Source organism: Rubellimicrobium thermophilum DSM 16684, assembly GCF_000442315.1.
Classification (GTDB): Bacteria; Pseudomonadota; Alphaproteobacteria; order Rhodobacterales; family Rhodobacteraceae; genus Rubellimicrobium; species Rubellimicrobium thermophilum.
In genome coordinates, this window is record NZ_KE557324.1 from 242,903 (window position 1) to 267,462 (window position 24,560).

Genomic DNA, 24,560 nt, shown 5'->3' on the forward strand with positions numbered 1-24,560 from the left:
TGCGGTGCGGTTCTCCTCTAGCCGCGCCTCGCGATCCGGGGCAAGGCCTGCGGCATCGGCCGGTCTCAGCCGATCCGCTTGCGGAAGGCGGCCTGCGCCGCGGCCGGAAGCGAGCGATAGACAGCTTCCAGAAGATCCACCAGCGCCCGGTCCCCCTGCCGGACCGCGGCGGGGTCGAGGGGTTCGAGGAAACGGACCCGTGCATTCGGTGCCGCCTTGACCCCCGCCCGGGCGAACAGGGCCCGAAGGCGTCGGTCGTGCTTCTCGGTCCGGCGTGAATCGGCTACGGGGAAGAACCAGGAGGCAAGCGCAGCCTCGGCCCGGCGGCTGTCGAGATGGGGGCTGAGGGCCAGATAGCGTTCGGCCGTCAGCCCCCGGTATCCGGCCCAGAGAGCAAAGGCATAGCGCCAGCCGTCTTCGGTCTTCAGCGCCAGCCAGGCGCGCGGATAGGCAAGCCGCGCCGCCAGTGCCGGCGATTGTCCGAGTTCCGGTTCGAAGGCAAGGATTGCGGCTCGCGCTTCGTCCGGGCTGGCCACGAGCGGTGGAATCTCCATCGGGCGACCTCCCGGCTGAACGCTGCCAGATGCCCTGTCCCGCCGCAACGGGACCGCCCCGATGCTTCGGGCCGAAGCGGGCCGGCGGTGCATTGACTCCGGCCCTGTCGCGCGGCACCTCTGCGCGGCAGTCAAGGCGAGGCGCGCATGTCCATTCCCCAATCCGGCGGCGGCCCGGTCGAGCGTCCCGAGCAGCTTGCGGAATGGCTGGAACGGGGCTGCAAGCCCGCGGCCGAATGGCGGGTCGGCACCGAACACGAGAAGTTCGGCTTCCTGACCGACAGCCGCCTGCCGCTTCCCTATGGAGGTGGGCGCTCGGTACTGACCGTTCTCGAGGGGGTGGCGGCACAGGGCTGGGAGCGGGTGCACGAAGGCGAGGCCCTGATCGGCCTGCGGCGCGGACGCGCCAGCATCTCGCTCGAGCCGGGGGGGCAGCTGGAGCTTTCGGGCGCGCCGCTGCGCCACATCCACGAGACGGCGGCGGAACTCGATGCCCATCTGCGCGAGGTGCACGCCGTGGCCGACCCCCTCGGGATCGGGTTTCTCGGGATCGGGGCGGCACCGGAATGGACCCATGCACAGATGCCGGTGATGCCCAAGGGGCGCTACCGTCTGATGACCGGCTACATGGACCGCGTGGGCACCCACGGCACCCAGATGATGTATCGCACCTGCACGGTGCAGGCGAATCTGGATTTCGCATCCGAGGCGGACATGGTGCAGAAGTTGCGCGTCTGTCTCGCGCTCCAGCCGGTCGCAACGGCGCTCTGGGCCTCGTCCCCGTTCTTCGAGGGGCGACCCAACGGCCACCGGAGCTGGCGCAGCCGCATCTGGCGGGGGCTCGATGATGCGCGGACCGGCATGCTGCCCTTCGTCTTCGAGGAGGGGATGGGCTTCGAGCGCTATGTCCAGTGGGTGCTCGATGTGCCCATGTATTTCGTCTATCGCGACGGGCGCTACATCGATGCCCTGGGGCAGAGCTTTCGCGACTTCCTTGCCGGCCGCCTGCCTGCCCTGCCCGGCGAGGTGCCGACATTGTCCGACTGGGCCGACCACCTGACCACCGTCTTCCCCGAGGCCCGGGTCAAGCAGTTCATCGAGGTGCGCGGCGCCGACAGCGGCGACCGGCCGCATCTTCTGGCGCTGCCGGCCTTCTGGGTGGGGCTGCTGTATCATCAGCCCTCTCTCGATGCGGCCTGGGACCTGGTGAAGGGCCTTGATGCCGGCACGCGCGAAGGGCTGCGGATCGCCGCCTCCGAGAGGGCCCTGCAGGGCGAGGTCGATGGGGTGCGGCTGATCGACCTTGCCCGCGCCGCGCTGGATCTGGCCGAAGAGGGGCTGCGCGCCCGGGCCGCTGCCGGCATCCCCGACGAGCGCCCCTTCCTCGCTCCGCTCCGGGCTTCGGTCGAGACGGGGCGGGTCCAGGCCGACGAGTTGCTGGCCCGCTATCAGGGCGAATGGCAGGGCGACCTGTCCCGCCTCTATGAGGAGTGCCGCCTGTGAGCGACCGTTCCCGCCGCCAGAAGGTCTATACCCTTCTTGTCGAGGCCGGGCGCCGCGAGGGTGACGGATTGCCCGAGGGCACGACGGGGGCGGCGCTGCTATGCTATGCGTCCGGTGTGGACGAGGCGGAAGCGGTGCGGGAGACGGTCGCGGTGCTGAAGGCCGCAGGTCTGAATCCGCTTGATGTCTCGGGCTACGGCACCCTGGAGGAACGTCTGGCCGAAGGGCACGACATCCCCGAGGAGGAACGGGCGCTGATGGACAGGGCGCTGGCCGAAAATGCCGTGATCGTGGCACAGGTCACCCCGTTCCGGGACTGAGACGGGGCAGGGGCAGCGGGATCGGGTCGGGGGGCAATCAGGCAGCCTGTCCCCTTTCCTGCAGCAGGGCCGCCGCCTCGAGCGCCGTGAGCCGTCGGGGCGCGGGGCGCGCGGGGGGCGGGCAGCGGGGGCAGCTGCATGCCCGACAGGGGCGAGAGCGCCTGCGCGACGCGTCCATGAAGGACCGCACGGGCATCCAGTGTCGCCATCGCCGCCCCTGCCACGAGGATGGGCGCCCCGTCCGCCGTGAAGACTCCATGCCAGTATCGGACCGCAGACCCGGCGACCGGGCTGCCGATCAGGCCCGCCGGCACTGCGACACTCTCGGTGCCGAACAGATACTCGACTGCGCTGCCCCGTATGACGAGCGCCTGTTCGGCCCCGACAACCAGGTCCTGGTTCAGGCCGAAGCGGGGTGCGGCAAGGCGCACCGGCGCCAGCCCGCCCAGGGCAGGCCAGTCTGCCCTGCACCGATGCAGGATCGGCACCGGCCGACCATCAGGACCCAGGGCGGCGTCGCCGCGCCGCAGCGAGGCCAGGGGGCGGGGGCCTGCAGGGGTGGCGACGGGGGCATCGCCAGGCAGGAGCGGGGGTGGACCCGCGGGCATCCACCGATCCGTCAGGGCTGCCCAGAGGAGGCCATTCCGGTGATCAGCGTGATCGTCCGATCGGGCATGAGGCGACACGGGCGGAGAGGGGCCAATGGCGGGCACCGCCCGGAAAAGGCCGCGATCCGGCAGCCAGGCGGACAGGGCACCCACCGTCCCGTCCCAGTTGAACGCCATGCGGAGCGTCTCACCCTGACGAAGGGGGGGTAGGGGCAGATGATGAGCAACGGCTTGCCCATCCCGAGACAGGAGGACATCCAGCCCCGCCGGGCACAGCCGCAGGACAAGCCCCGCAGGGACGGGATCGCGCAGCATGTGGCGCAGGAGGGTCGCCATCGGGGCTGCCGGCACCCGGGTCTCCAGAAGGATCGTGCCCAGAGCCATCGGAGCCGGGCCGGACGGCCGCGCATCCGCCCCCTGCCAGGCACCCGCAAGGCCGATCCAGGCCATCCGTCCCCCACAGATCCGCTTGTGGGCCGAGCTATAGAGGCGTCCTGGCGGGGGGGCGAGGCGGCCGGGGATCCGGGCGGATTTTCGGAGGCGACTGTGTCGCTGCTGCTGTATCCGGGACAGTCGCGGTTCTGTTTGATGATAATCTCGGAATACGAAACGATCCGACCGCCGCCTGTCCCGTGCCCCCGGTTGCGCCTGCCGTGCAGGCCGCGCTAGGGCTGTGCCGGCCTGTCCCTGCAAGAGCCCTGCAAGAGGCGTCATGATCCCCGATCCCGTCCGGCTTGCTGCCGATCTCGTGCGATGCCCTTCGGTCACGCCGGAGGAGGGCGGCGCGCTCGCCCTGCTCCGGCATGTTCTCGAGGACGCCGGCTTTGCCTGCGAACGGGTGGATCGGGACGGAACGCCCAACCTGTTTGCCCGTCTCGGGGCCAAGGGCGCGGCGCGGAGCTTCGGGTTCAACGGCCATACCGATGTCGTGCCCCCGGGCGACAGGGCCTTGTGGACACGGGATCCCTTCGGCGGCCTCATCGAGGATGGCTGTCTCTGGGGGCGCGGTGCGGCCGACATGAAGTCGGGCATCGCGGCCTTTGTCACCGCAGCCTGTCGGATGGCCCCGCATCTGCCGCCCGATGGGGCGATCCTGCTGGCCATCACCGGCGACGAGGAGGGGAAGGCGACGGACGGCACGGTGGCCTTGCTCGACTGGATGCAGGAACGGGGCGAGAGGATGAGTGTCTGCCTGGTGGGAGAGCCGACAGCCGCAGAACGGCCCGGCGACGTCATCAAGATCGGGCGGCGCGGATCCCTGACGGCGCATCTGACGGTCGAAGGGCGACAGGGCCATGCCGCCTATCCGGAGCGTGCGCGCAATCCCGTTGCCGCCATGGCACGACTGGTGGACCGACTTGCCTCGCAACCTCTCGATCACGGGACGGAGCATTTCGGCCCCTCCACCCTCGCACCGGTGACGATCGACACGGGCAACGCCGCAACCAACGTGATCCCTGCACGCTGCCGCGCCGCCCTCAACATCCGTTTCAACGATCTCCATACCGGGGCCTCTCTCAAGGTCCGGCTGCGGGAGGAGGCGGGGCGTATCGCGGAGGACTTCGGCGTGTCGGTCGATCTGGCCCTGCATGTCTCTGGCGAGGCCTTCCTGACCCCGCCCGGACCCTTCACCGATCTCGTGGCGCGCGCGGTGGAGGCAGAGACGGGACAGAAGCCCGAGATGTCCACCACGGGCGGAACCTCGGATGCCCGCTTCATCCGGGCGCATTGCCCGGTGCTGGAGCTGGGTCTGCCGGGGCCAACCATGCATCAGGTGGACGAACATGTGAGGGTGGCCGACATCGAGGCGCTGGCCCGGCTCTATGGCCGGATCCTGAAGGATTATTTCGCATGACCCTGACGGTCGGGGAAACAGGCGATCTGGCGGCCTGCCTGGCCCTGCGGCGCAGGGTCTTCATCGAGGAACAGGCCGTGCCCGAAGCCCTCGAGCTGGACGGGCTCGATGACGGTGCGGTGCATCTGCTGGCCCTGCTGGACGGTCGTCCGGTGGGGACGGCGCGGATCCTGATCGGGGGAAATCAGGCCAAGATCGGCCGCGTGGCGGTCCTGCGCGAGATGCGGGGCCGGGGAATCGGCGCCGCCCTGATGGCAGAGGCCGTCGCGGCCCTGCGCCGCCGCGGCCTGCACGAGGCGCATCTGGCGGCGCAGTGTCATGCCCTGCCGTTCTATGAACGGCTGGGCTGGGAAGCCTACGGGCCGGAATTCGACGATGCCGGCATTCCCCACCGTGCGATGCGGATGACGTTCTGACGGCGGGCGTTTCCGCCGCGATGCGGGCGTGCTAGGGGGTATCCATGAAAAACCGCCCTGACCGCCGCGCCATCCTCGACTGGATCGCCGACAACCCCGATGCCGGTCGCCGCGACATCGCCCGGGCCTTCGGGTTGCGGGGCGCGGACAAGAACGACCTCAAGGCGCTTCTGCGCGAGATGGAGCGCGATGGCGAGATCGAGCCGCGCCGCAAGCGGCGGGAGCGCGAGCCTGCGGCGGGGGGCTTGCCGCCGGTGATGGTAATCGAGATCACCGGGATCGACCGGGATGGCGATCTGCTCGCCCGGCCCCTGAACCGGGAGGGAGAGGAACAGGCCCCCTCGATCCGCGTGCAGCCGCGTGCGACGGACCGGGGGCTCGGTCCGGGGGACCGCCTGCTCGCACGGATTGCGCCGACACCGGGAGAGGATACGCCCTATGCCGCGCGACCCATCAAGCGGCTTGCCGCGGCCCCGGCGCGGATGCTCGGCATCTTCCGCAAGGAGGGTGCAGGCGGACGCATCCTGCCGCTCGGCAAGGGGGACGAGCGTGAATGGATCGTGCCGCCCGGCATGGACGGCGGGGCGCAGGATGGCGAGCTCGTGGAAGCCGAGGCTGCCGAGCGCCGCAGCGGCCGCATGGGCCTGCCCCGGGCGCGCATCGTGGAACGGCTGGGCGATCCCACAGCGCCGCGGTCGGTCTCTCTCATCGCCATCCACGAACATGGCATTCCCGATGTCTTTCCCGATTCCGCGATCGCCGAGGCCGAGGCCGCCGAGCCGGCGGGGATGGACGGGCGCGAGGATCTCCGGGACCTGCCCTTTGTCACCATCGACCCGGAGGACGCCCGCGACCGCGACGATGCCGTCTTCGCGATCCCCGACGAGGATCCCGCCAACGAGGGGGGCTTTGTCGTCTGGGTCGCCATCGCCGATGTGGCCTTCTATGTCCGTCCCGGATCCGCCCTGGATGCCGAGGCGCGTCTGCGCGGCAACTCCACCTACTTTCCCGACAGGGTGGTGCCGATGCTGCCCGACCGGCTGTCGGGTGATCTCTGCTCGCTCCATGAAGGCGTGGACCGGGCGGTGATCGCCGTGCGGATGCGCATCGATGCGATGGGGCGGAAGATCGACCACCACTTCGTCCGGGGGATGATCCGCAGCCGGGCCTCGCTCGAATACGGTTCGGTGCAGGCGGCGGTGGACGGGCGGCCTGACGAACGGACAGCCCCGCTGCTCGAGGGGGTCCTGCAACCGCTCTATGCCGCCTATCGGGCGCTGGAACGCGCCAGGAGCGAACGCGAGCCGCTCGAGCTCGACCTGCCCGAACGGCGGACCGTCCTCGACGGGGCCGGCAAGGTCGTCTCTGTCGCGTTCAAGGAACGTCTCGATGCGCATCGCCTCATCGAGGAATTCATGATCCTCGCCAATGTCGCCGCCGCCGAGGAACTGATCCGCCGCCGCCGGCCGCTCCTGTTCCGCGTCCACGAGGAACCGGATCCGCTCAAGCTCGAGGCGCTGCGCGAGGTGGCCGAGGCCTCGGGACTGGTGCTTGCCAAGGGGCAGGTGCTGAAGACGGCGCATCTCAACCGGTTGCTTGCGCAGGCGGCAGGAACCGATCAGGCCGAGCTGATCAACATGGCCACGCTGCGGTCCATGCCCGCGGCCTATTACACACCCGACAACTATGGGCATTTCGGCCTGTCCCTGCGGCATTACGCGCATTTCACCTCGCCCATCCGCCGCTATGCCGACCTGATCGTGCATCGGGCGCTGATCGCTGCCCATGGCTGGGGGCCGGATCCGCAGGCGGACGGGCTTTCGGCGCTCGATGTGGAGCGGCTCGAGGAGACGGGCGAGATGATCTCCGCTGCCGAACGGCGTTCGATGCAGGCCGAGCGGGACACGACCGACCGCTATCTCGCGGCCTTCCTGGCCGATCGCGTGGGGACAGAGATCGGGGGACGGATCAGCGGGGTGCAGCGCTTCGGGCTGTTCGTGAAGCTGGACGGGACAGGGGCCGACGGCCTTGTCCCCGTCCGGTCACTGGGCGAGGAGTTCTGGCGTTTCGATGCGCGCGATCAGACGCTGACGGGGGCCGCATCGGGCGTGACCTTCGCCCCTGGCCTGCGCGTGAGCGTGAAGCTCGCCGAGGTGGCGCCCGTGACGGGCGGGATCCTGCTCGAGCTCTTGTCGGTCGAGGATCAGCCGTTGCCCCGCCGCAAGGGCAGGCGCCCGGGTGCAAGGCGGTCGGCGATCCGGCGGCGGCATTGAGGCGATGGCGTTGCTGATCTTTCGGTGCCGGCGGCGGAGAGCCGCCCCGGATCGCAGGTCGGAGCCCTTTTGACCTTTCGCCATGAGGCCCCGCCGTCTAGCCTGCCGGCAAGAAAGAGGCAGCACGACAGGCAGGAGGGCGACAGCATGGCGACACCGCGGGCCGCAGCAGAAGAAGGCGTGACGCGGCGGGCTCTGATCGCAGGGGTGGGAATGGGGCTGCTGGCGGCCTGCGGGGCGCGCCGGGGCGGGATGGGCCTGCCTCCGGGACAGGCCGCGCAGGCCAATCCATGGATCGCTGTGCCCGATCCGGGCTACGACGTGTGGGTGCGCGCCTTCCTGCCACGTGCCCGTGCCGCAGGCATTCCCGAAGCCACGCTGAACGCGGCCTTTGCACAGGCCGGCTTCATTCCCGAAGTCATTGCACGCGATCGCAACCAGGCCGAGTTCCGCCGCTCGCTTTCCGATTATCTGCTGACGGCGGTTTCGGACGCGCGGGTCGAGATGGGACAGCAGGCGCTGCGCCGTCATGCGGGGACGCTTGCGCGGATCGAGGCGCGATATGGTGTCGAGGCCCCGGTTGTCGCGGCCATCTGGGGTATCGAATCCACCTATGGCACCCGGCGGGGCGATGTGCCCGTGATATCGGCCCTCTCCACGCTGGCCTATGAGGGACGCCGCGCATCGTTCTTCGAGGACCAGCTGATCGCGGCGCTGCGCATCCTTGCCCGAGGCGATGTCAGCCCCGCCGCGATGAAGGGAAGCTGGGCGGGGGCCATGGGCCACACACAGTTCATCCCGACCAGTTTCGAGGCCTATGCGGTGGATTTCGATGGCGATGGCCGGCGAGACATCTGGTCGGACGACCCGACCGACGCGCTGGCCTCCACCGCGGCCTATCTGTCGCGTCATGGCTGGCGCCGGGGCGAGCCATGGGGCCGCTTCGGCACCGGCGGGACGGGCGGGCGCGTGATCCAGCCCGACGGCGCGGGCGGACCGGCCTTCCGCGTGTTCCACAACTTCGATGTCATCAGGCGCTACAACAGCTCCGACAGCTATGCGATCGCCGTGGGTCATCTGAGCGATCGCCTGCAGGGGCGACCCCCGTTGCCGGGCCTCTTTTCCTCTGAACGGCCCCTGACGCTGGCAGAGCGGATCGAGCTGCAGGAAAGGCTGACGGCGCGCGGCTTCGACACGGGGGGGACGGACGGCACCATCGGGCCGCGCACGATCCAGGCGATCCGCGACTTCCAGACCTCGCGCGGGATGGCCCCGACCGGCTTTGCCGAGCCCTCGGTGCTGCAGGCGCTGCGCTAGACAGACGCGAAGATCGGAACGGCGGGAAACACGCGGTCGCGGACCTTGCCTGCGGCACAAGGCAGACCTCCGGCTGACGGGCCGGTCACCGGCAGAAGACCGCCGCTGACAAGGGCGCGAGGTGGCGCCTGCCCGGCCCCGCGCGGCTTGCGCCGGGTTGTGCTTCGTCTATCTCGGGGGGGCGCCCTTCCTTCGTCGGGCGTCAGGAGGATCCCGTTCCATGCCCCCGCCTCACGAGCCGCGCCGCCGCCCTTTTTGCGCTTCTTGTTGCACTTGTCGTCCCCGTCCTGACCCCCGTCCTGCCGGCGGCGCAGGAGGGGGCGGCTTCGGGTGGGGGCATGCCGCCCGCGGCCGAACGGCCCGCGCCAGAGGCCGCCCGGCGCGTCTTCGAGGCCCTGCTGCTGCCCGGCATCATCGACGTCCTCTCGCGCGAGGGAAGCATCCAGGGCGAGGAGATGGCCGGGCAGATCTTCGGGGCCGGTCCGATCCCGCCGGAATGGACGGATCTTGTCGCCCGCATCCACGATCCGGGGGTGATGGAAAGGACCCTGCTGACCGCACTGACGCAGGAACTCGCGGGGCGCGATGCGGCGGCCATGGCGGCCTTCTTCGAGACCGAACCGGGCCGCAGCATCGTCGCGCGGGAACTGGCCGCGCGCGAAGCCATGCTCTCCCCGGACGAGGAGATGGCGGCCAAGGAGGCCGCGGCGGTGGCCATGGCCGCATCCGATCCCCGTCTCGACCTGCTGCGCCGCTACATCGATGCGGCGGATGTCATCGACAGCAATGTTGCCTCGGCCATGAATGCCAATCATGCCTATCTCATGGCCCTTCTGGATGGCGGGGCCTTGGGGGACGGGACGACCGGCAGCGACGTCACGGGGGATGTCTGGGCGCAGGAAGCCCGGATCCGGGCCGAGACCACCGAATGGGTCTATGCCTTCCTTCTGAAGGCCTATGAGGATGTTCCCGACGCCGACATCGAGGCGTTGATCGCCTTCACCGAAAGCCCTGCCGGCCGTGACCTGACGCATGCCCTGAATGCGGCCTTCGATCGCCTCTACATCGAGATTTCCCGCACGCTGGGACTGGCGGCCGCCCACTACATGACGACACGCCAGATCTGAGCCCCGCCAGGCGCTGGCAAGCCGCGTGATCCCCCATCATCCCTGTCGGCGTCGCAGGCAGGCCGATCAGCGACCATACAGGAGGAGAGCCGCAGCCAGTGCGGCGGGGTTGGAGCCGTAGAGGCTGATGTCGCCCTGGAGCTGGAGAATGCGTGCGGCCCGGTCGCCGGGCGGCACGCCGGCGGCATCCATCGCTGCGGTGAGCGAGGGTCCCCCGCCGGCCGCGATCTCGTTCAGGATGCCGGGGAAGGCCGTCTTGACGGCCAGTTCCACGGCACCGCGCCGCTGCGCCTCGGCGGGGTTCATCAGGGCACCGACATTGAGACCGGGCGAAGCCGCACAGGCGGCAAGAAGGAGCGGGAGAGAGAAGAAGACGACGAAACGCGGTGGCATCTGCAGGGCATCCGGACAGGTCGGGACGGGTTGACTCGGCCCGCAGTTGCGCAGATAAGCCACCATCCCGGCAAGGGCACGGCCCCGGCCGGGCACGGCGCGGGCGGTTCCGTGCCGGGGATGGAACGGACGCCCCGAAAGGGGCGCGCTGCCCGAAGGCGGGGCCGTCAGGGTCCTGGAACATCCCGGAAACGGGGGGCCGCAGGGCGCGACAGACGGGAAGGACGATTCATGTTCGCGGTTCTCAGGACCGGCGGCAAGCAATACCGGGTTCAGCCCGGTCAGGTGCTGCGCGTCGAGAAACTCGCCGCCGAGCCGGGCGAGACGATCCAGTTCAACGATGTGCTGATGGTGGGCGACCGGATCGGCACGCCCCTTGTCGCGGGTGCCGGCGTGCAGGCGACGGTGATCGACCAGATCAAGGGCGAGAAGGTCATCCATTTCGTGCGTCGCCGCCGCAAGCATTCCTCGAAGCGGACCAAGGGGCATCGTCAGCAGCTCACCCTTGTGCGCATCACCGAGATCCTGGCCTCGGGTGCCGAAAGTTCGGGCGTGAAGGCCGCCATCGGAGCCGCGTCCCGCCAGACGGCCGAAGCAGGAACCGCGCCCGCCGCAGCGCCCGGGGCGCGGGGCCGCAAGACTGCCGCCAATACCCGGTCCGCAGGACCGGCCGAAGCCTAAGGAGCAGGAACCATGGCACACAAGAAGGCCGGCGGGTCCTCCCGCAACGGGCGCGACAGCGCCGGACGGCGTCTCGGCGTCAAGAAATTCGGGGGTGAGATCGTCATCCCCGGTAACATCATCGTGCGTCAGCGCGGCACGAAGGTCTGGCCCGGCGCCGGTGTCGGCATGGGGGTTGACCACACGCTCTATGCCGTGGCCGAAGGTCGGGTGACCTTCCGCAAGGGTCTGAAAGGGCGAACTTTCGTGTCCGTGGTCCCGGTTGCCGACGCCGCCGAATAGGCCTCACTCCACAGGACATCCCAGACGGGGGTCGGCGGACAGGCCGGCCCCCGTTCGCTTTGATAGGCCTGTGGCGTCCGTGCAGCAGATCCCCCGGGCCGGCGCCGGAGCCTCGATCCTTCAGCAAATCGACACCATTTCCACGCCAGAATCCTGCCCGTCGGAACGGTGATCGGAAAGAAACCATGAGTCGGTTGCCATGAGTGTTGCGTCCGCGTTTCGTCCCGCCTCTCCTCTTCGGACTCAGCCGATGATCGCGGCCGGACGATTCGTCCTGCGGCCGTTGCGCCGGTCGGATGCAGGCCCCATCGCCTGTTTTGCCGGCGATGCCCGGGTTGCCCGCGGGACGCGGTCGATTCCCCATCCCTACCCCCCCGGTGCGGCCGAAGCCCTGGTCGAGAGGGCGCTGAGCCCATCGCGCAGCGAAGACATCTGGGCGCTGGACGGCTCTGCAAGCGGCATGGGCGAGTTTCTGGGCCTCATCCATCTGATGCCCCTCGATCGCGCGCAGGACGAGATCAGCTTCTGGGTCGCGCCGCCCTACTGGAACACCGGCCTCGCGCGCGAGGCGGTCCGTGCCATCGTCGCCGCCAATCCGCATGGCAGCGATGCGATCTTTGCCGAGGTGTTTCAGGATCATCCGGGCGGCGCCCGCGCGCTCACACATGCGGGCTTCGAATATCTGGGCGATGCCGAAGCCTTCTGCGTCGCACGCGGACAGATCGTGCCGACCTGGACCTATGCGCTGCAGATCAGGTCGTGACCGTCAGGCCGTGAGCTGTCAGGCCGTGACAGGGGCCCAGTCTTCCGGGGCTGCCAGATAGGCCGCCACCGCATCGAGCGTTCCGGCATCGAACGCACCGCGGCGGCGCGCCTCTTCCAGCACATCGGCCCAGCGGCACAGCGCATGCAGCGCCACACCGGCTTCGGTCAGCCGCGCCTCCATGGCCGGGAAGATGCCATAGGCGAAGACGACGGCCGTGTGCGCGCAGGTGGCTCCCGTCTCCCGGATGGCCTCGATGAAGGAGAGCTTGGAGCCGCCGTCGGTGGCCAGATCCTCCACCAGCAGGACGCGCGCGCCTTCCGGCATGAGGCCCTCGATGCGCGCGTTGCGGCCATAGCCCTTGGGCTTCTTGCGGACATAGGCCATCGGCAGCGCCAGCCGATCGGCCAGCAGGGCAGCGAAGGGAATACCCGCCGTCTCGCCGCCGGCGATCACGTCAAAGGCCTCTGCCCCGGCCTCGCGCATGACCGTCGCGGCCATGAAGTCCATCAGCACCGAGCGGATGCGCGGGTAGGCGATGAGACGGCGGCAGTCGATATAGGTGGGGGCCCGACGCCCCGACGCGTGGACAAAGGGTTCACGCGCATTGAAGGCGACGCAGCCAGCCTCGAGCAGCATTGCTGCCGAAAGCCGTGCAATCTCTTCGCGCGAAGGAAAGGCGGCAGGGATCATGAAGGACGCTCGACGTGCCAGTGAAGGGGAAAGCCGGGATCGAAGACCGTGACCGGCCCGGCTTCGGTCATGATACGGGCCGGGGGGGACCAGGGCTCGCCACGGACCAGCGTGATGCGATCCTCGGCGGGGGGAACGCCATGGACCTGCGCGCCGTTGAGGGACACGAAGGCCTCCAGACGGTTCAGCCGTCCGGCGGCCTCGAAGACCTCTGCCAGCACGGGCAGCGCCACCGGTGCGGTGTAGATGCCCGCACAGCCGCAGGGAGAGAGCTTGGCCTCATCCGTATGGGGGGCCGAGTCAGTGCCGAGGAAGAATCGCCGATCGCCGGAGATGGCCGCTTCGACAAGGGCCAGGCGATGCTTCTCGCGCTTGGCGACGGGATTGCAGTAGAAATGCGGCCGGATGCCACCCGCCAGCATGGCATTGCGGTTGATGACAAGGTGGTGGACGGTGATCGTCGCGGCGACATGGCGCGGGCTGTCGCGCACGAAGTCCACGGCGTCCTGGGTCGTGACATGCTCCAGAACGATGCGCAGATCGGGAATGCGCCGGTGCAACGGCTTCACGACACGGTCGAGGAACACGGCTTCGCGGTCGAAGATATCGACATCGGGGTCCGTTACCTCGCCATGGATGCAGAGCGGCATGCCGATCTCGGCCATCCGTTCCAGGACCGGTCGGACGGTCTCGATGTCGCGCACGCCGGCATGGGAGTTGGTCGTTGCCCCGGCCGGATAGAGCTTGACCGCATGCGCCGCACCGCTGGCCTGGGCCTGGGCCACCTGGTCGGGGGTCGTGGCCTCGGTCAGGTAGAGGGTCATCAGCGGCTGAAAGCGGCTGCCGGGCGGCAGGGCCGCCAGGATGCGGTCGCGATAGGCGGCGGCTTCGGGGCCCGTGGTCACGGGCGGTGTCAGATTCGGCATGACCAGGGCCCGGCCGAAATCGCGCGCGCTGTCGGGAAGGACGCCACGCAACATGGCCCCATCACGCAGATGCAGATGCCAGTCGTCGGGTCGGCGGAGGATGAGGCGGGTCTGGTCGGGCTGCGGCATGGGGGCCTCCTAGCATGCCGGCTGGTTCGCGGCTAGGCAGACGGACAGCCAGGGGTCATGATGGCGGCAACCCGGCCCGGGAGAGGACCCCATGTTCCGCATCGCCAGTCTCGTGCTCCTTGCCGTCGCTCCGGCGATGGCAGTCTGCCAGTGCCTCGATGCGACGGCTCTCGGACGCGGGGTCGTCATCAGCTTCGACAATGGCGATCTGACGACGATGCAGCGGATGGCCGATGGCACCTTGCGCGTGGTCGAGGAGTTTGCGGATGGCCACCCGACCCTGCAGCTCCGTGCGGCATGGGGCATCTACTATTTCGAGGAGTTCCAGATCGACGAGACAGGAGAGGAGGTGGCGGGCAGCCGGCTCGACATCCTGTTTCCCGTGCCGCTGTCCGATCTGCCGCGTCCGGCGGCCGGGATGGAATGGAGCGGCCAGACGATCAACCGCTTTGCCGACGGGACCGAGAGGCCCGAGATCACGACCATCCGTCTGGCCGCTGGCGGCCGGCCCCTGCGCCTGAGCGGCTGCGATTACGAGACGATCGATATGGTCCTGCGCTATGACTGGGAAGAGGAGGGCGGGCTGACCTTGCATGCGTCCTATCTGCCCGCCATCGGCATCGGGATCGTTGTCTCGAGCCAGTATGACGGCAGTCAGGCGAGTGCCAAGACCCCGGTGGGGATGACACCGGCCCGCAAGTGACCAGCCCGCAAGTAATCATTCGGCGGCATGGGTGGGCGTCTGCCGTGCCGGGGATGTCTCGCCTGTCAGCTCTGCAAGCTTGCGCTCGAACAGGGGGCGGTCGCGTGTGGTGAGGCCGTGGCGGCAGACCCGGATCGCCAGGCCCTTGCGCCCAGCTGCCTCGAGCCGCTTGAGCAGGCCGCGCAGATAGGTCGGATGCGTGCGCCGCGCCCGCCACAGCCGGGCAAAGGACAGCCGGTCGAGGCGGCCCTCCATCGCCAGGGTCACAAGTTCCGGCATCACCGCCATCTGATCGAGGATCGCCTCGATGCGCGTCCCCGCGAGAGGGCAGCGCAGCGCCGTCACATGGGGCTTGTGGAACAGCGCCGCATGCATCGCATCCGGTGCATAGCCGGGATCGTGGAGAATGAAGGCCGCCTTGGCGGCATCCACCATCTCCGGGGCAAAGCCGTAGCGGGTCGTGAAGTCCCGCCGGCGTTCGCGGAGATGACGCCGGTCCCATCCGGCCACGGCCGGATCGAGCGTCGCATAGGGCCGCAGCGCCAGGACCCGCGCTCCGGGAGCGGCAACCGAGAAGGCAGCGGCGGCATAACCGGCAGACCCCGTCCCCGTGAACAGGACGGCATCGAAATCCTCGAAGAAGCCGTCATCGGTCAGCCGGTCGAAGGTGCCCCAGACCGCCGGATCGCGGAACCAGGTCTCCCCCCGCGAGAACAGGGGCCAGAAGCGACCATCCGTTGCGCGTCACATGATCGAACCCGAGTGGTGCCGAACTAGGCGCGCTCCGTGCTGCTTCCATCGTCTCGAAGGCGACCAGAAGCTTCTTGCCGGCGTCGATGAACAGCGCCGCATGCTCCCGCCCCATCCGCTCGAAGAAGCCATGTTCCTCTCCCAGGGCATCGAGGCGGGCAAGCCATTCCTCCTCGGACAGGTCGGACAGGTCGAGATCGAGAAGATCAGGGATGGTGCTGGTCATGGCCGGGTCTCGCTCGGGGCAGAGGGGCGTCTGGAGCTGTTCCGTTACACCCTGACGGCGCTTTGCGGCCAAAGCGGGGAAGCGCCGGGCCATTTTCCGGCCCGGCGCCGGATGCCTAATGGAAGGCCTGAAGACCGGTCTGTGCCCGGCCCAGGATCAGGGCATGGATGTCGTGCGTGCCTTCATAAGTGTTGACGGTCTCGAGATTGATCATGTGGCGCATGACCGGGAAGGCATCCGATATGCCGTTGCCTCCCAGCATGTCCCGCGCCTCGCGCGCGATGGCCAGGGCCTTGCCGCAATTGTTGCGCTTCATCAGGCTGATGGCTTCGGGTGCGGCGCGTCCCCTCTCCATCATCCGCCCGAGCGCAAGCGCCCCCTGCAGGCCCAGGGCGATCTCGGTCTGCATGTCGGCGAGTTTCTTCTGGAAGATCTGGTTCTGTGCCAGCGGGCGGCCGAACTGCCGGCGATCGAGCCCATATTGGCGGGCGGTGTGCCAGCAGGCTTCGGCCGCGCCCATCACGCCCCAGCTGATGCCATAGCGAGCCCTGTTGAGACATCCGAAGGGCCCCTTGAGCCCCTCGACACCCGGCAGCAGCGCCTCCTCCGGCACCACGACGCCTTCCATGACGATCTGACCGGTCACGGAGGCGCGTAGGGACAGCTTGCCGTCGATCCGCGGGGCCGAGAGACCCTTCATGCCTTTCTCGAGCACGAAACCCCGGATGCGCCCCTCGTGAGCCTCGGACCGGGCCCAGACGACAAAGACATCGGCGATGGGGGCATTGGAGATCCAGGTCTTTGTGCCGTCCAGCACATAGCCCCCTGCCACCTTGCGCGCCCTTGTGCGCATGCCCGCGGGATCCGATCCGGCATCGGGTTCCGTCAGACCGAAGCAGCCGATCAGTTCGCCCGCGGCGAGGGCGGGCAGCAGGCGGCGCTTCTGCGCCTCGGAGCCATAGGCATGGATCGGATACATGACCAGCGAGGACTGGACCGACATCATCGAGCGATAGCCGGAATCGATCCGCTCCACCTCGCGCGCGATCAGGCCATAGGCCACATAGCCTGCGCCCAGCCCGCCATAGTCCTCGGGGATTGTCGGGCCCAGCAGACGGCCCCCCCCCATCTCTCGGAAGATGCCGGGATCGGTGTGCTCCTCGCGATAGGCGTCCCGGATGCGCGGGGCGAGGCAGTCGGCGGCGAAGGCGGCGGCGGCATCGCGCAGCATCCGTTCATCCTCGGACAGCTGATCCTCGAGCCGCAGCGGATCCGCCCAGTCGAAGGCGGCGAGTGAGGGACCATGACCGTCATCTGCCGTGACAGGGGGGCTCGCGGGAGTCCGGGCGTCGTCGGGCATGCTCTTCTCCGAATGGATGCCAAAGCCTAGCGCGCCGGACCGGCGGGGGCAACCGTGCCAGCCGGACCCTGTGCCTGTAAGGTTCAGAAAGATTTTGACATCAAATGAGAAATCGAAGCATGCTGACCCTGCGTCCGATGGGTCCGTCGGCTTTGGGGGAGGGTCACATGCCACATCTCGTTTCAGCCGCTGCCGCGGCTCTTGTCCTCTTGGCCGCCAGCTCCGCCCAGGCCTGTCCGAACTGGCAGGCGGCCCCGTCCTTCGGGCAGATCGAACTCTGGGCGGGTTTCACGCCGGATCCCTATGTGCGCAACATCACGGCGGGGGGGCGCTATGACCTTGCCCGTTGTTTCGGATCTGCAGGCTGGGGCGGCTCGGTCGCCGCAAGTCCCGACTTCGATCTCTACTGGCGGGGTAACTCCAGCCAGCTCACCATTGCAGTGCAATCCAGCTGGGATACCGTTCTGCTTGTCAATGCGCCGGACGGGCAGTGGTATTATTCGGACGATGTGCGCGGCACGAACCCCGCGATCACCTTCCAGAACCCTCAGCAGGGCCTCTATGACATCTGGATCGGTGCCTATGGCGGAGGCCGTGGGCTGCCCGGCCAGCTCATCATCACCGAACTGCCCTACTGAGGGCTGTCCGGCCCCCGTGACGCCTCTTTCCCCGATGGCCGCAAGGCTGCAAGCCCGTGGTCAGGGGTTTCGGTGAGGCTGCTATTGCCTAGCGGTCCTCGGGAAACCATGTCCCGGCTCATGCGTTGACGGGCGGGCCTCTCCGGCCCGGCCGACCGGAGGAAGGACATCTGATGACCCTAAGACCATTCCGCACGAGCACCGCGCTTGTCGCCACCCTTTCGCTTCTGCTGCCGCAGGGGGCTCTGGTGCCCGCAGCCCGTGCCCAGGACACCGTGTTGCTCTGCCTCGACCTGAGCGAGCCCCCCTGCCCGGAAGGGGAGCCCGAACAGGGCACACCGCATGTCATGGGGGCCGATGGCGCCATCGTGCCGGTTGCGCCGGAAGATCTGCTTCCCGTGCAGGAGGCGCCTGTCTCCGAGTCTCCGTCTCCCGCGCCCGATGCGGCCGCGTCCGGGGGCGAGGCCGGAACGGGCGGCGTCGAGGCGGCCGGGGAAGTAGCCGGGGAGGCAGCCGGGGATGTGGACGCCCAGGGCGCCGAGGCCGCGGCCGCGGCGGCCGCAGAAGCGGCGGCTGCCGAGGAGGCCGCGCGTCTCCAGGCCGAACAGGAGGCCGCAGCCGCTGCAGAAGCGGCAGAAGCGGCCGCCGCTGCGGAAGCCGAAGCCGCTGCGGAAGCCGAGGCGGAGGTGATGCCCTCCGAGGAGCCGGTGACGGAACCGGTCATGGAGGAGCCTGCGGCGGAACCGGCGACAGAGCCTGCGCCGGAAGAGCCTGCGTCAGATGCGGTCGAGCCGGCCCCGGAGACCCAGACCGATGCCCCGATTCCTGCGGTCGAACAGCCGGTCGCAGAGGAGGGCTTCATGCCTGCCGCGACCGGCGAAGAGACCGTCCCTGCAGACGGAACCGGGGCAGAGGTCGATGCCGCTGTCGATGCGGTCGAGGGCGAGGCGGTCGAAGGCGCCGGCTCCGCGACGGATGGTGCGGAGACAGCCGAGCCGCCCCCTGCCGAAGCCAGCGAAACCGTCGAGGCTTCACCCGGAACGGCCGAGGAGTTCGTGGATCCGACCGTGGCCGAACCCACGCCGGAGCCTGTCGCTGCGACTGCCGAACCCGGCGAAGAGGCAGCGGCCGAACCGGAATCCGTCGAGGTCGTGACCGTGACCGAAGAGGATTTCCGCTCCAGCGAGGAGGACTTCGATACCCCGGTGACGGCCGAGACGACGGCGGCCTCCGAGGCGGGGAACAGAGATCGCGGCCTGAGCGATCTCGAGAAGGCGCTGCTTGTCGGTCTCGGGGCTGTCGCGGTGGGCGCGATCCTCAACAACGGCCAGCAGGTGGTGGCGAATTCCGGCGACCGCGTGGTGACGCGCGATCCCGATGGGGGCCTGGTCGTCTATCGCGACGATGATGCGATCCTGCGTCAGCCCGGCTCCACGGTGCGGACCGAAACCTTCTCGGACGGATCGAGCCGGACCATCCTCGAACGTCCTGACGGCACCCAGGTCGTGACCATCCGTGACGCCACGGGCCGCGTCCTGCGACGCGAACGGGTTCTGGCGGACGGCACGCGCGTGGCGCTGATCGACGATCTGGGCGCTCCGGTGGCCCCCGTGGATGTGCGCAGCCTTGTCGAGGTGGCCCCGCCGCCGGTGGAGGTCTCGGCCTCCGGACTGAGCGAGCAGGCCATCCAGGACGTGCTCTTTGCCCGGCCGACCTATGATGCGGGCCGCACCTTCTCGCTCCGCCAGATCCGCGAGATCGAGGCCGTGCGCAATCTCGCCCCCGCCATCTCCCTCGACGACATCACCTTCGCAACCGGCTCGGCCGCGATTCCCGGCTCGCAGCTGTCGAATCTCGTCCGGGTCGGACTGCTGATGGAGGAAGCGATCCGCCAGAACCCGCGCGAGGTGTTCCTGATCGAAGGGCATACCGATGCCGTGGGGTCGGACGCCTACAACCTGGCCCTGTCGGACCGGCGGGCCGAATCCGTCGCCCTGGCCCTGTCGCAGAACTTCGACATTCCGCCGGAGAACCTTGTCGTGCAGGGCTATGGCGAGCGCTTCCTCAAGGTGCCGACCCAGGCCGCCGAGCAGGCCAACCGTCGCGCCACGGTGCGCCGGATCACGCCGCTGCTGCAGATCGCATCGAACTGATCGGCCGCAAGAGCCGGCCGGACGGGCAGGGGGGCCTTGCGCCCCCCTTTTCCTGTCGGGGCCTTGCGCCTATCTCTCAGGCCCGAGGAGGCTTTGCGATGTTCTCGATCCCCGGCAGGCAGGCTGTTACCCTTACCCCCGCCGCTGTCCGTCAGATCCAGCGGATGATGGAGCGCGAAGGCCGCCACGGCCTGCGGATCGGCGTGCGCAAGGGCGGCTGCGCCGGCATGGAATACACGATGGAATGGGCCGATGCCGCCGAACCCATGGACGAGGTCGTGGAGCAGGATGGGGCGCGCGTGCTGATCGCGCCGATGGCCCAGATGTTCCTGATCGGCACGGAAATCGACTACGAGGTGGGACTGCTGGAGTCCGGCTTTCGGTTCCGCAATCCCAATGTGGTCGAATCCTGCGGCTGCGGCGAATCCGTCAAGTTCGCCGATCCGGCTTCGGCTTCATGAGGCGGACGCTTCCCCGTCGCCCGGCCCGCTGCTAAGCCCCTTTCCGACCGCAAGGGGAGGGATTCCGATGCGCCGCCGGCTTGTTGCAGGGAACTGGAAGATGAACGGCACTGCCGCCAGCCTCGCGGAGGTGGAGGCGCTGATGGCCGCTCATCCCTCGCCGCTGGTCGATCTCGTGATCTGCCCGCCGGCGACGCTGATCGCCCCGATGGCGCAGGCCAAGGGGCATCACGCGCTGGCGATCGGCGGACAGGATTGTCATGCGGCCGATTCGGGCGCTCATACCGGCGATATTGCCGCCGTCCAGCTCCGCGATGCCGGCGCGGCCTATGTCATCCTCGGCCATAGCGAGCGTCGCACCGATCATGGCGAGACGGACGAACAGATCTGTGCCAAGGCCGAAGCCGCCCACCGTGCCGGCCTTGTCGCCATCATCTGCGTCGGTGAGACGCTGGAGGAGCGCAAGGGGGGGCGCACGCTCGAGGTCGTGGGCCATCAGCTCGACACTTCGGTGCCTGAAGGGGCAACCGGCAGCAATACCGTGATCGCCTATGAGCCGGTCTGGGCCATCGGGACGGGTCTGACACCCGATGCGGACCAGATTGCCGAGGTTCACGCCTTCCTGCGCAACCGCCTCTCGGCGCGTATCGGAACCGAAGGGGCTCATGTCCGGCTGCTCTATGGCGGCTCGGTCAAGCCATCGAACGCCGCCGAGATCTTTGCCATTCCCGATGTGGACGGGGCTCTGGTGGGCGGGGCCTCCCTCAGGGCTGCGGATTTCTCCCCCATCGTCAGGGCCCTCGAAGCCGCGGCGAGACAGGGCGGGGGGGACTGATGCGGCGGCTGTCGCAGTCTCCGACCGATCCGGCCTTCGTGCAGGATCCCTATCCCTTCTATGACCGCGCACGGGCCGGGGGGGACCTGTTCTGGTGGGAGGATTACGGCCTGCCCTGTGCCGTGTCCCACCGCGCCGTCTCGGCCCTGCTGCGCGACCGCCGTCTCGGGCGCGAGGCGCCATCCGGCTTCGAGCCCGCCATCCCCCCTCATCTGCGCCCCTTCTACGACATCGAGGCGCATTCCATGCTGGAGCTGGAGCCGCCGCGCCACACGCGTCTGCGCGGTCTGGTGCTGCGCGCCTTCACTTCGCGCCGGATCGCCGCGTTGGGGCCTGAGATCGAGACGCTCTGTGACGATCTGATCGACCGTTTCCCCCGCGGCCCGTTCGACCTGCTGGAGGCCTATGGGCGCGTCATCCCTGTCGTCGTCATCGCCCGGCTGCTGGGTGTGCCGGAGGAGCGTGCCCCGGATCTGCTGCGCTGGTCCAATGCGATGGTCGGCATGTATCAGGCCCGCCGCACACGGGCGATGGAGGATGCGGCCGTTCAGGCCAGCATCGCCTTCCGCGCCTTCGTGGAGGAGACGATCGCCCGGCGCCGCAGACAGCCGGGCGACGATCTTCTCTCTGCCCTGATCGCCGCAGAGGAGGAAGGCCACCGTCTGACCACCGACGAGATGGTGACGACCTGCATCCTGCTGCTCAATGCCGGCCACGAAGCAACCGTTCACAGCCTGGGTAATGGCGCGAAGGCCCTGATGCAGCACGGGATCCGCGAGGTGGATGAAACCGTCGTGGAAGAGATCCTGCGATGGGATCCGCCGCTGCACATGTTCACCCGCTGGGTCTATGAGGACTGCGACCTGTTCGGGTTTCCCTTCCGCCGCGGTGATCGTGTGGCACTGCTGCTGGGGGCGGCGAACCGTGACCCGGAGGCCTATGCAGATCCCGCCGGCTTCGATCCGGCGCGCAAGGGTGCGGCGCATGTCGCCTTCGGGGCGGGGATCCATTTCTGCGTCGGTGCGCCGCTGGCCCGGCTGGAGCTGCTGATCGGCCTGCGCCGCCTTCTTGCCCGCTGCCCGGGCCTGCGCCTTGTGGCGCCGCCGGTCTATGCGGATGTCTACCATTTCCATGGGCTCGAACGGCTCATGGTGGAAGTCTAGGGCCGGGGCGGTCCGGGGGCGCCCCGACCGTCCTGGCCGGCCAGCCGCCTTCGGGCCTTCTGCCCCGGGGGGCTCATGGGCAAGTCCCTCGCGGCAAGGCAGCAGGTAAGCCGGTCCTCGGACATGGCAGGGCAGGGGGCAACAGAGCCGGAGGATCGGCGAAGATGAACCGGCCGAAATGGACGGGCCTGGGGGAGAGACGCTATTCATGGCGCATGGTTCTGCGTCTGTGGTCCATGCTGGTTGTCCTGGCTGCGGTCCTCCTGATCGCGGTGGCGTCCGGCCGCGCTGCGGGGATGAGCGCGGGGATGGACCACGCCTCTCATGCCGACATGATGATCCATGAAGTGGGCGATGCCGACGGCTGCACGGATCGCCATGGCTGCGATGCAATGAGCGCAGCGCTCTGTGTCTATGCCTGCAGCGGCATCCTGGCTGTTGCCGTGATGCCGGATGAGGAGGCCGTTCTGCGCCCGGACCATCCCCGATACCGGTTTCCGGCTGCGGAGGCTGCCGAAGGCCGGTCTCCGGAACTGCCCGAACGTCCACCGAAGCCGCGTCTCCTCTGATCCTGCCCGCGCCGGCGCCTGCGGCGCCCCACACACAGACATGCATGAACGGGACGGGATGTCCCGAGGAGACGACCATGAACAGGATTTCACGACGCGGCTTTCTCGCCGCAAGTGCAACAGCCGTTGCGGTTGCGCACATGCCCCGTCTTGCCCTCGCGCAGGCGGCGGCCCCGATTCGCCTGGCCGTGGCCACGCGCACGCTCGACATCGACGGTCGCGCGGCCACGGTCTTCGGCCTCGCCGGGCCCGGTGGCCGACAGGGGCTGGTGCTCGATCCTGGCCAGCGTTTCCGGGTCGATCTGCGCAACGATCTGGAGGTGGGGACGATCATCCACTGGCATGGGCAGATCCCGCCCAATGCGCAGGACGGCGTGCCCGACATGCCGATGCCCCTGCTCGCGCCGGGCGAGGCGCGGTCCTACGACTTCGAGGCGCGGCCCGGCACGCACTGGATGCACAGCCATGTGCCCTTGCAGGAGATGCAGCTTCTGGCGGCGCCTCTGATCGTGCGTTCGGCCGAGGATCTGGCCGCCGACCGGCAGGAGGTCGTGATGTTCCTGCACGACTTCTCGTTCAAGGCGCCCGAAGAGGTCCTGGCCGAGATCGCCGGCGGGCATGCCGGCGGCGGTCACGCGGGCGGCGGCCATGGCGCGCATGGCGGACACGGCGGCGCGCGGTCCATGCCGGAGACAGCCATGGGCGGTATGGGTCATGGCAGGATGAACGCCATGCCGGGCATGGGCGGCATGATGGGCGGCATGGCCATGGACCTGAACGATTACGACTGGGACGCCTATCTGGCCAATGACCGGACGCTGTCGGATCCCGAGGTGGTGCAGGTCGAACGCGGCGGCCGCATCCGGCTCCGCGTCATCAATGCCGCGGCCGCCACGGTGTTCTGGATCGACACCGGTTCGGCCGGGGCGCGCCTCGTCGCGGCGGACGGTCACGCGGTGCAGCCGCTTCCGGGCAACCGGTTCGGGCTCGCCATGGGACAGCGGCTCGATCTCGAGATCGACCTGCCGAACGAAAACGGAGCCTGGCCGATCCTCGCGCTGCGCGAGGGGGCGAGGGAGCGCACCGGTCTGATCCTCGCCACGCCCGGTGCCGAGGTGCGGCGCCTCGATGCCGTGGCGGAGGCCGAAGCGCCTGCCTTCGACACCGACCTGGCGCAGGAATCCCGGCTGGTCGCGATGGGCGCCCTGCCGGAGCGCCCCGTGGATCGCAGCCAGATGCTGATGCTGGGCGGCTCGATGCAGCCCTATGTCTGGACGATCGATGGCGCCGTCTGGGGGCAGCACCGGCCGATCACCGCGCGCAGCGGGGAACGGGTCGTGCTCTCGTTCCACAACATGTCGATGATGGGCCACCCGATGCATCTGCACGGCCATGTGTTCCAGGTCGTCGGGTTGAACGGACGCCGCGTGGCAGGCGCCTTGCGCGACACGGTCTATGTGCCGCCGATGGCGATGGTGGACGTGGCGCTGGACGCGGGCGAAGCCGCACGCTGGATGCTCCACTGCCACCACATGCCGCATCTGGCGACCGGCATGATGACCGAGTTCGCCGTCTCGGCCTGAGATCCTCTCTGACGGGGCGGCGGGCCTGCGCGCCCCGTGCGCGCCCGCCGCCCCCGGAAGGACCCTCCGATCCCGATGGACAGCCCCGAAAAGGCCGGGATGCGGAAGAGCGGCAGGATCCTCTGCCGGCCGCCGGCATCACGGGACGTGCCTGACCGGCTGGGCCACCCGGGAGGCTGCGCGGCCATCGGAACCCGGCGCCCGGTCGTCTTGGGCGGTTCAGAAAGGACTGTCGAGCAGAAGACGGGGTCACGTCCGTCAAGCTGGTGTAAATTCCTG

24 protein-coding genes and 2 pseudogenes are annotated in these 24,560 nt (G+C 68.9%); 18 read left to right on the plus strand and 8 right to left on the minus strand.

Translation table 11 applies throughout. The features are described 5' to 3' along the window. Positions 1-65 precede the first annotated feature (65 nt). Complete coding sequence (locus RUTHE_RS13425) at positions 66-554, minus strand: hypothetical protein (RefSeq protein ID WP_021099011.1); 489 nt, start codon at positions 552-554, stop codon at positions 66-68. A gap of 147 nt (positions 555-701) precedes the next feature. Here RUTHE_RS13425 and RUTHE_RS13430 point away from each other — a divergent pair, with 147 nt between their 5' ends. After that, positions 702-2,057 (plus strand): glutamate--cysteine ligase, encoded by a 1,356-nt coding sequence (locus tag RUTHE_RS13430; RefSeq protein ID WP_021099012.1) that lies wholly within the window; start codon positions 702-704, stop codon positions 2,055-2,057. Further along, entirely contained in the window at positions 2,054-2,377 is a 324-nt protein-coding gene (locus tag RUTHE_RS13435; RefSeq protein WP_021099013.1) for a hypothetical protein, read from the plus strand. Before RUTHE_RS13430 ends, RUTHE_RS13435 begins: the two co-directional genes overlap by 4 nt. 311 nt (positions 2,378-2,688) lie before the next feature. Here the strand turns inward: RUTHE_RS13435 and RUTHE_RS18695 are convergent. Continuing rightward, positions 2,689-3,699 (minus strand): annotated as a pseudogene (locus RUTHE_RS18695) (Hint domain-containing protein); the annotation flags it as partial. Between RUTHE_RS18695 and dapE the strand changes: the two are divergent. The 5 genes from dapE to RUTHE_RS13465 all read left to right on the plus strand — a co-directional run bounded on the left by dapE (position 3,698) and on the right by RUTHE_RS13465 (position 9,973). Beyond that, on the plus strand, positions 3,698-4,840 hold the full coding sequence (dapE, locus tag RUTHE_RS13445) for a succinyl-diaminopimelate desuccinylase (protein ID WP_021099015.1): 1,143 nt from the start codon (positions 3,698-3,700) through the stop codon (positions 4,838-4,840). The pseudogene RUTHE_RS18695 and the gene dapE overlap by 2 nt on opposite strands. Then, positions 4,837-5,256, plus strand: a complete 420-nt coding sequence (locus RUTHE_RS13450; RefSeq protein ID WP_021099016.1) for a GNAT family N-acetyltransferase — start codon at positions 4,837-4,839, stop codon at positions 5,254-5,256. The genes dapE and RUTHE_RS13450 overlap by 4 nt, the downstream gene beginning before the upstream one ends. Before the next feature lie 44 nt (positions 5,257-5,300). After that, positions 5,301-7,529: a ribonuclease R gene (rnr, locus tag RUTHE_RS13455; protein WP_021099017.1), complete on the plus strand. Its 2,229-nt coding sequence runs from the start codon at positions 5,301-5,303 to the stop codon at positions 7,527-7,529. A 147-nt stretch (positions 7,530-7,676) separates the two neighbouring features. After that, positions 7,677-8,846 (plus strand): lytic murein transglycosylase, encoded by a 1,170-nt coding sequence (locus RUTHE_RS13460; RefSeq protein ID WP_021099018.1) that lies wholly within the window; start codon positions 7,677-7,679, stop codon positions 8,844-8,846. A 338-nt stretch (positions 8,847-9,184) separates the two neighbouring features. Further along, positions 9,185-9,973 carry a DUF2059 domain-containing protein gene (locus RUTHE_RS13465; protein ID WP_021099019.1) on the plus strand — a complete coding sequence of 263 codons (789 nt, stop codon included), beginning with the start codon at positions 9,185-9,187 and terminating at the stop codon, positions 9,971-9,973. 66 nt (positions 9,974-10,039) lie between these two features. On the opposite strand, the gene RUTHE_RS13470 is transcribed toward RUTHE_RS13465, so the two are convergent. Then, entirely contained in the window at positions 10,040-10,366 is a 327-nt protein-coding gene (locus tag RUTHE_RS13470; protein ID WP_040645943.1) for a hypothetical protein, read from the minus strand. 231 nt (positions 10,367-10,597) lie between these two features. Here RUTHE_RS13470 and rplU point away from each other — a divergent pair. The 3 genes and pseudogenes from rplU to RUTHE_RS13485 all read left to right on the plus strand — a co-directional run. Beyond that, positions 10,598-11,044 (plus strand): annotated as a pseudogene (rplU, locus tag RUTHE_RS13475) (50S ribosomal protein L21); the annotation flags it as partial. Between the two features lie 15 nt (positions 11,045-11,059). Continuing rightward, the gene (gene rpmA / locus RUTHE_RS13480; RefSeq protein WP_021099022.1) at positions 11,060-11,329 is read left to right on the plus strand and encodes a 50S ribosomal protein L27; all 270 of its coding nucleotides are present in this window, start codon (positions 11,060-11,062) and stop codon (positions 11,327-11,329) included. Positions 11,330-11,579: 250 nt separating this feature from the next. Continuing rightward, entirely contained in the window at positions 11,580-12,092 is a 513-nt protein-coding gene (locus tag RUTHE_RS13485; protein ID WP_021099023.1) for a GNAT family N-acetyltransferase, read from the plus strand. Positions 12,093-12,110: 18 nt separating this feature from the next. Here RUTHE_RS13485 and RUTHE_RS13490 read toward each other — a convergent pair whose 3' ends face one another. Further along, complete coding sequence (locus RUTHE_RS13490; protein ID WP_021099024.1) at positions 12,111-12,785, minus strand: orotate phosphoribosyltransferase; 675 nt, start codon at positions 12,783-12,785, stop codon at positions 12,111-12,113. Then, positions 12,782-13,840: a dihydroorotase gene (gene pyrC, locus RUTHE_RS13495; RefSeq protein WP_021099025.1), complete on the minus strand. Its 1,059-nt coding sequence runs from the start codon at positions 13,838-13,840 to the stop codon at positions 12,782-12,784. The genes RUTHE_RS13490 and pyrC overlap by 4 nt, the downstream gene beginning before the upstream one ends. A gap of 91 nt (positions 13,841-13,931) precedes the next feature. Between pyrC and RUTHE_RS13500 the strand changes: the two genes are divergently transcribed. Next, positions 13,932-14,543 (plus strand): hypothetical protein, encoded by a 612-nt coding sequence (locus tag RUTHE_RS13500; protein WP_021099026.1) that lies wholly within the window; start codon positions 13,932-13,934, stop codon positions 14,541-14,543. Between the two features lie 15 nt (positions 14,544-14,558). Here the strand turns inward: RUTHE_RS13500 and RUTHE_RS17820 are convergent, their stop codons facing one another. The 3 genes from RUTHE_RS17820 to RUTHE_RS13510 form a co-directional block, all read right to left on the minus strand. Continuing rightward, a complete protein-coding gene (locus RUTHE_RS17820; protein WP_021099027.1) occupies positions 14,559-15,053 on the minus strand; it encodes a hypothetical protein in 495 nt (164 codons plus the stop codon). Between the two features lie 136 nt (positions 15,054-15,189). Then, on the minus strand, positions 15,190-15,519 hold the full coding sequence (locus tag RUTHE_RS17825) for a hypothetical protein (RefSeq protein WP_021099028.1): 330 nt from the start codon (positions 15,517-15,519) through the stop codon (positions 15,190-15,192). Positions 15,520-15,634: 115 nt separating this feature from the next. Next, the gene (locus tag RUTHE_RS13510; protein WP_021099029.1) at positions 15,635-16,879 is read right to left on the minus strand and encodes an acyl-CoA dehydrogenase; all 1,245 of its coding nucleotides are present in this window, start codon (positions 16,877-16,879) and stop codon (positions 15,635-15,637) included. Positions 16,880-17,046: 167 nt separating this feature from the next. Between RUTHE_RS13510 and RUTHE_RS13515 the strand changes: the two genes are divergently transcribed. The 7 genes from RUTHE_RS13515 to RUTHE_RS13545 all read left to right on the plus strand — a co-directional run bounded on the left by RUTHE_RS13515 (position 17,047) and on the right by RUTHE_RS13545 (position 24,281). Beyond that, positions 17,047-17,517, plus strand: a complete 471-nt coding sequence (locus RUTHE_RS13515) for a hypothetical protein (protein WP_021099030.1) — start codon at positions 17,047-17,049, stop codon at positions 17,515-17,517. A 173-nt stretch (positions 17,518-17,690) separates the two neighbouring features. After that, on the plus strand, positions 17,691-19,670 hold the full coding sequence (locus RUTHE_RS13520) for an OmpA family protein (protein ID WP_021099031.1): 1,980 nt from the start codon (positions 17,691-17,693) through the stop codon (positions 19,668-19,670). Positions 19,671-19,768: 98 nt separating this feature from the next. Beyond that, positions 19,769-20,131, plus strand: a complete 363-nt coding sequence (locus tag RUTHE_RS13525; RefSeq protein WP_021099032.1) for a HesB/IscA family protein — start codon at positions 19,769-19,771, stop codon at positions 20,129-20,131. A 67-nt stretch (positions 20,132-20,198) separates the two neighbouring features. After that, on the plus strand, positions 20,199-20,966 hold the full coding sequence (gene tpiA, locus RUTHE_RS13530; RefSeq protein ID WP_021099033.1) for a triose-phosphate isomerase: 768 nt from the start codon (positions 20,199-20,201) through the stop codon (positions 20,964-20,966). Beyond that, positions 20,966-22,129, plus strand: a complete 1,164-nt coding sequence (locus RUTHE_RS13535) for a cytochrome P450 (protein ID WP_021099034.1) — start codon at positions 20,966-20,968, stop codon at positions 22,127-22,129. Before tpiA ends, RUTHE_RS13535 begins: the two co-directional genes overlap by 1 nt. Positions 22,130-22,344: 215 nt before the next feature. Continuing rightward, a complete protein-coding gene (locus tag RUTHE_RS13540; protein WP_211217760.1) occupies positions 22,345-22,698 on the plus strand; it encodes a hypothetical protein in 354 nt (117 codons plus the stop codon). Between the two features lie 77 nt (positions 22,699-22,775). Next, on the plus strand, positions 22,776-24,281 hold the full coding sequence (locus RUTHE_RS13545) for a multicopper oxidase family protein (protein WP_021099036.1): 1,506 nt from the start codon (positions 22,776-22,778) through the stop codon (positions 24,279-24,281). Positions 24,282-24,560 lie beyond the last annotated feature (279 nt).

Excerpts from the sequence above, each read along its gene's own strand:
- RUTHE_RS13430 (WP_021099012.1), top strand. The coding sequence starts at position 702 with ATGTCCATTCCCCAATCCGGCGGCGGCCCGGTCGAGCGTCCCGAGCAG.
- RUTHE_RS13490 (WP_021099024.1), bottom strand. The coding sequence starts at position 12,785 with ATGATCCCTGCCGCCTTTCCTTCGCGCGAAGAGATTGCACGGCTTTCG.
- RUTHE_RS13515 (WP_021099030.1), top strand. The coding sequence starts at position 17,047 with ATGCCACATCTCGTTTCAGCCGCTGCCGCGGCTCTTGTCCTCTTGGCC.
- RUTHE_RS13510 (WP_021099029.1), bottom strand. The coding sequence starts at position 16,879 with ATGCCCGACGACGCCCGGACTCCCGCGAGCCCCCCTGTCACGGCAGAT.
- RUTHE_RS13540 (WP_211217760.1), top strand. The coding sequence starts at position 22,345 with ATGGTTCTGCGTCTGTGGTCCATGCTGGTTGTCCTGGCTGCGGTCCTC.
- rnr (WP_021099017.1), top strand. The coding sequence starts at position 5,301 with ATGAAAAACCGCCCTGACCGCCGCGCCATCCTCGACTGGATCGCCGAC.
- tpiA (WP_021099033.1), top strand. The coding sequence starts at position 20,199 with ATGCGCCGCCGGCTTGTTGCAGGGAACTGGAAGATGAACGGCACTGCC.
- dapE (WP_021099015.1), top strand. The coding sequence starts at position 3,698 with ATGATCCCCGATCCCGTCCGGCTTGCTGCCGATCTCGTGCGATGCCCT.
- RUTHE_RS13520 (WP_021099031.1), top strand. The coding sequence starts at position 17,691 with ATGACCCTAAGACCATTCCGCACGAGCACCGCGCTTGTCGCCACCCTT.
- RUTHE_RS13500 (WP_021099026.1), top strand. The coding sequence starts at position 13,932 with ATGTTCCGCATCGCCAGTCTCGTGCTCCTTGCCGTCGCTCCGGCGATG.
- RUTHE_RS13460 (WP_021099018.1), top strand. The coding sequence starts at position 7,677 with ATGGCGACACCGCGGGCCGCAGCAGAAGAAGGCGTGACGCGGCGGGCT.
- RUTHE_RS13450 (WP_021099016.1), top strand. The coding sequence starts at position 4,837 with ATGACCCTGACGGTCGGGGAAACAGGCGATCTGGCGGCCTGCCTGGCC.
- RUTHE_RS13545 (WP_021099036.1), top strand. The coding sequence starts at position 22,776 with ATGAACAGGATTTCACGACGCGGCTTTCTCGCCGCAAGTGCAACAGCC.
- rpmA (WP_021099022.1), top strand. The coding sequence starts at position 11,060 with ATGGCACACAAGAAGGCCGGCGGGTCCTCCCGCAACGGGCGCGACAGC.
- RUTHE_RS13425 (WP_021099011.1), bottom strand. The coding sequence starts at position 554 with ATGGAGATTCCACCGCTCGTGGCCAGCCCGGACGAAGCGCGAGCCGCA.
- RUTHE_RS13525 (WP_021099032.1), top strand. The coding sequence starts at position 19,769 with ATGTTCTCGATCCCCGGCAGGCAGGCTGTTACCCTTACCCCCGCCGCT.
- RUTHE_RS13485 (WP_021099023.1), top strand. The coding sequence starts at position 11,580 with ATGATCGCGGCCGGACGATTCGTCCTGCGGCCGTTGCGCCGGTCGGAT.
- RUTHE_RS13465 (WP_021099019.1), top strand. The coding sequence starts at position 9,185 with ATGCCGCCCGCGGCCGAACGGCCCGCGCCAGAGGCCGCCCGGCGCGTC.
- RUTHE_RS13470 (WP_040645943.1), bottom strand. The coding sequence starts at position 10,366 with ATGCCACCGCGTTTCGTCGTCTTCTTCTCTCTCCCGCTCCTTCTTGCC.
- RUTHE_RS13535 (WP_021099034.1), top strand. The coding sequence starts at position 20,966 with ATGCGGCGGCTGTCGCAGTCTCCGACCGATCCGGCCTTCGTGCAGGAT.
- pyrC (WP_021099025.1), bottom strand. The coding sequence starts at position 13,840 with ATGCCGCAGCCCGACCAGACCCGCCTCATCCTCCGCCGACCCGACGAC.
- RUTHE_RS17825 (WP_021099028.1), bottom strand. The coding sequence starts at position 15,519 with ATGACCAGCACCATCCCTGATCTTCTCGATCTCGACCTGTCCGACCTG.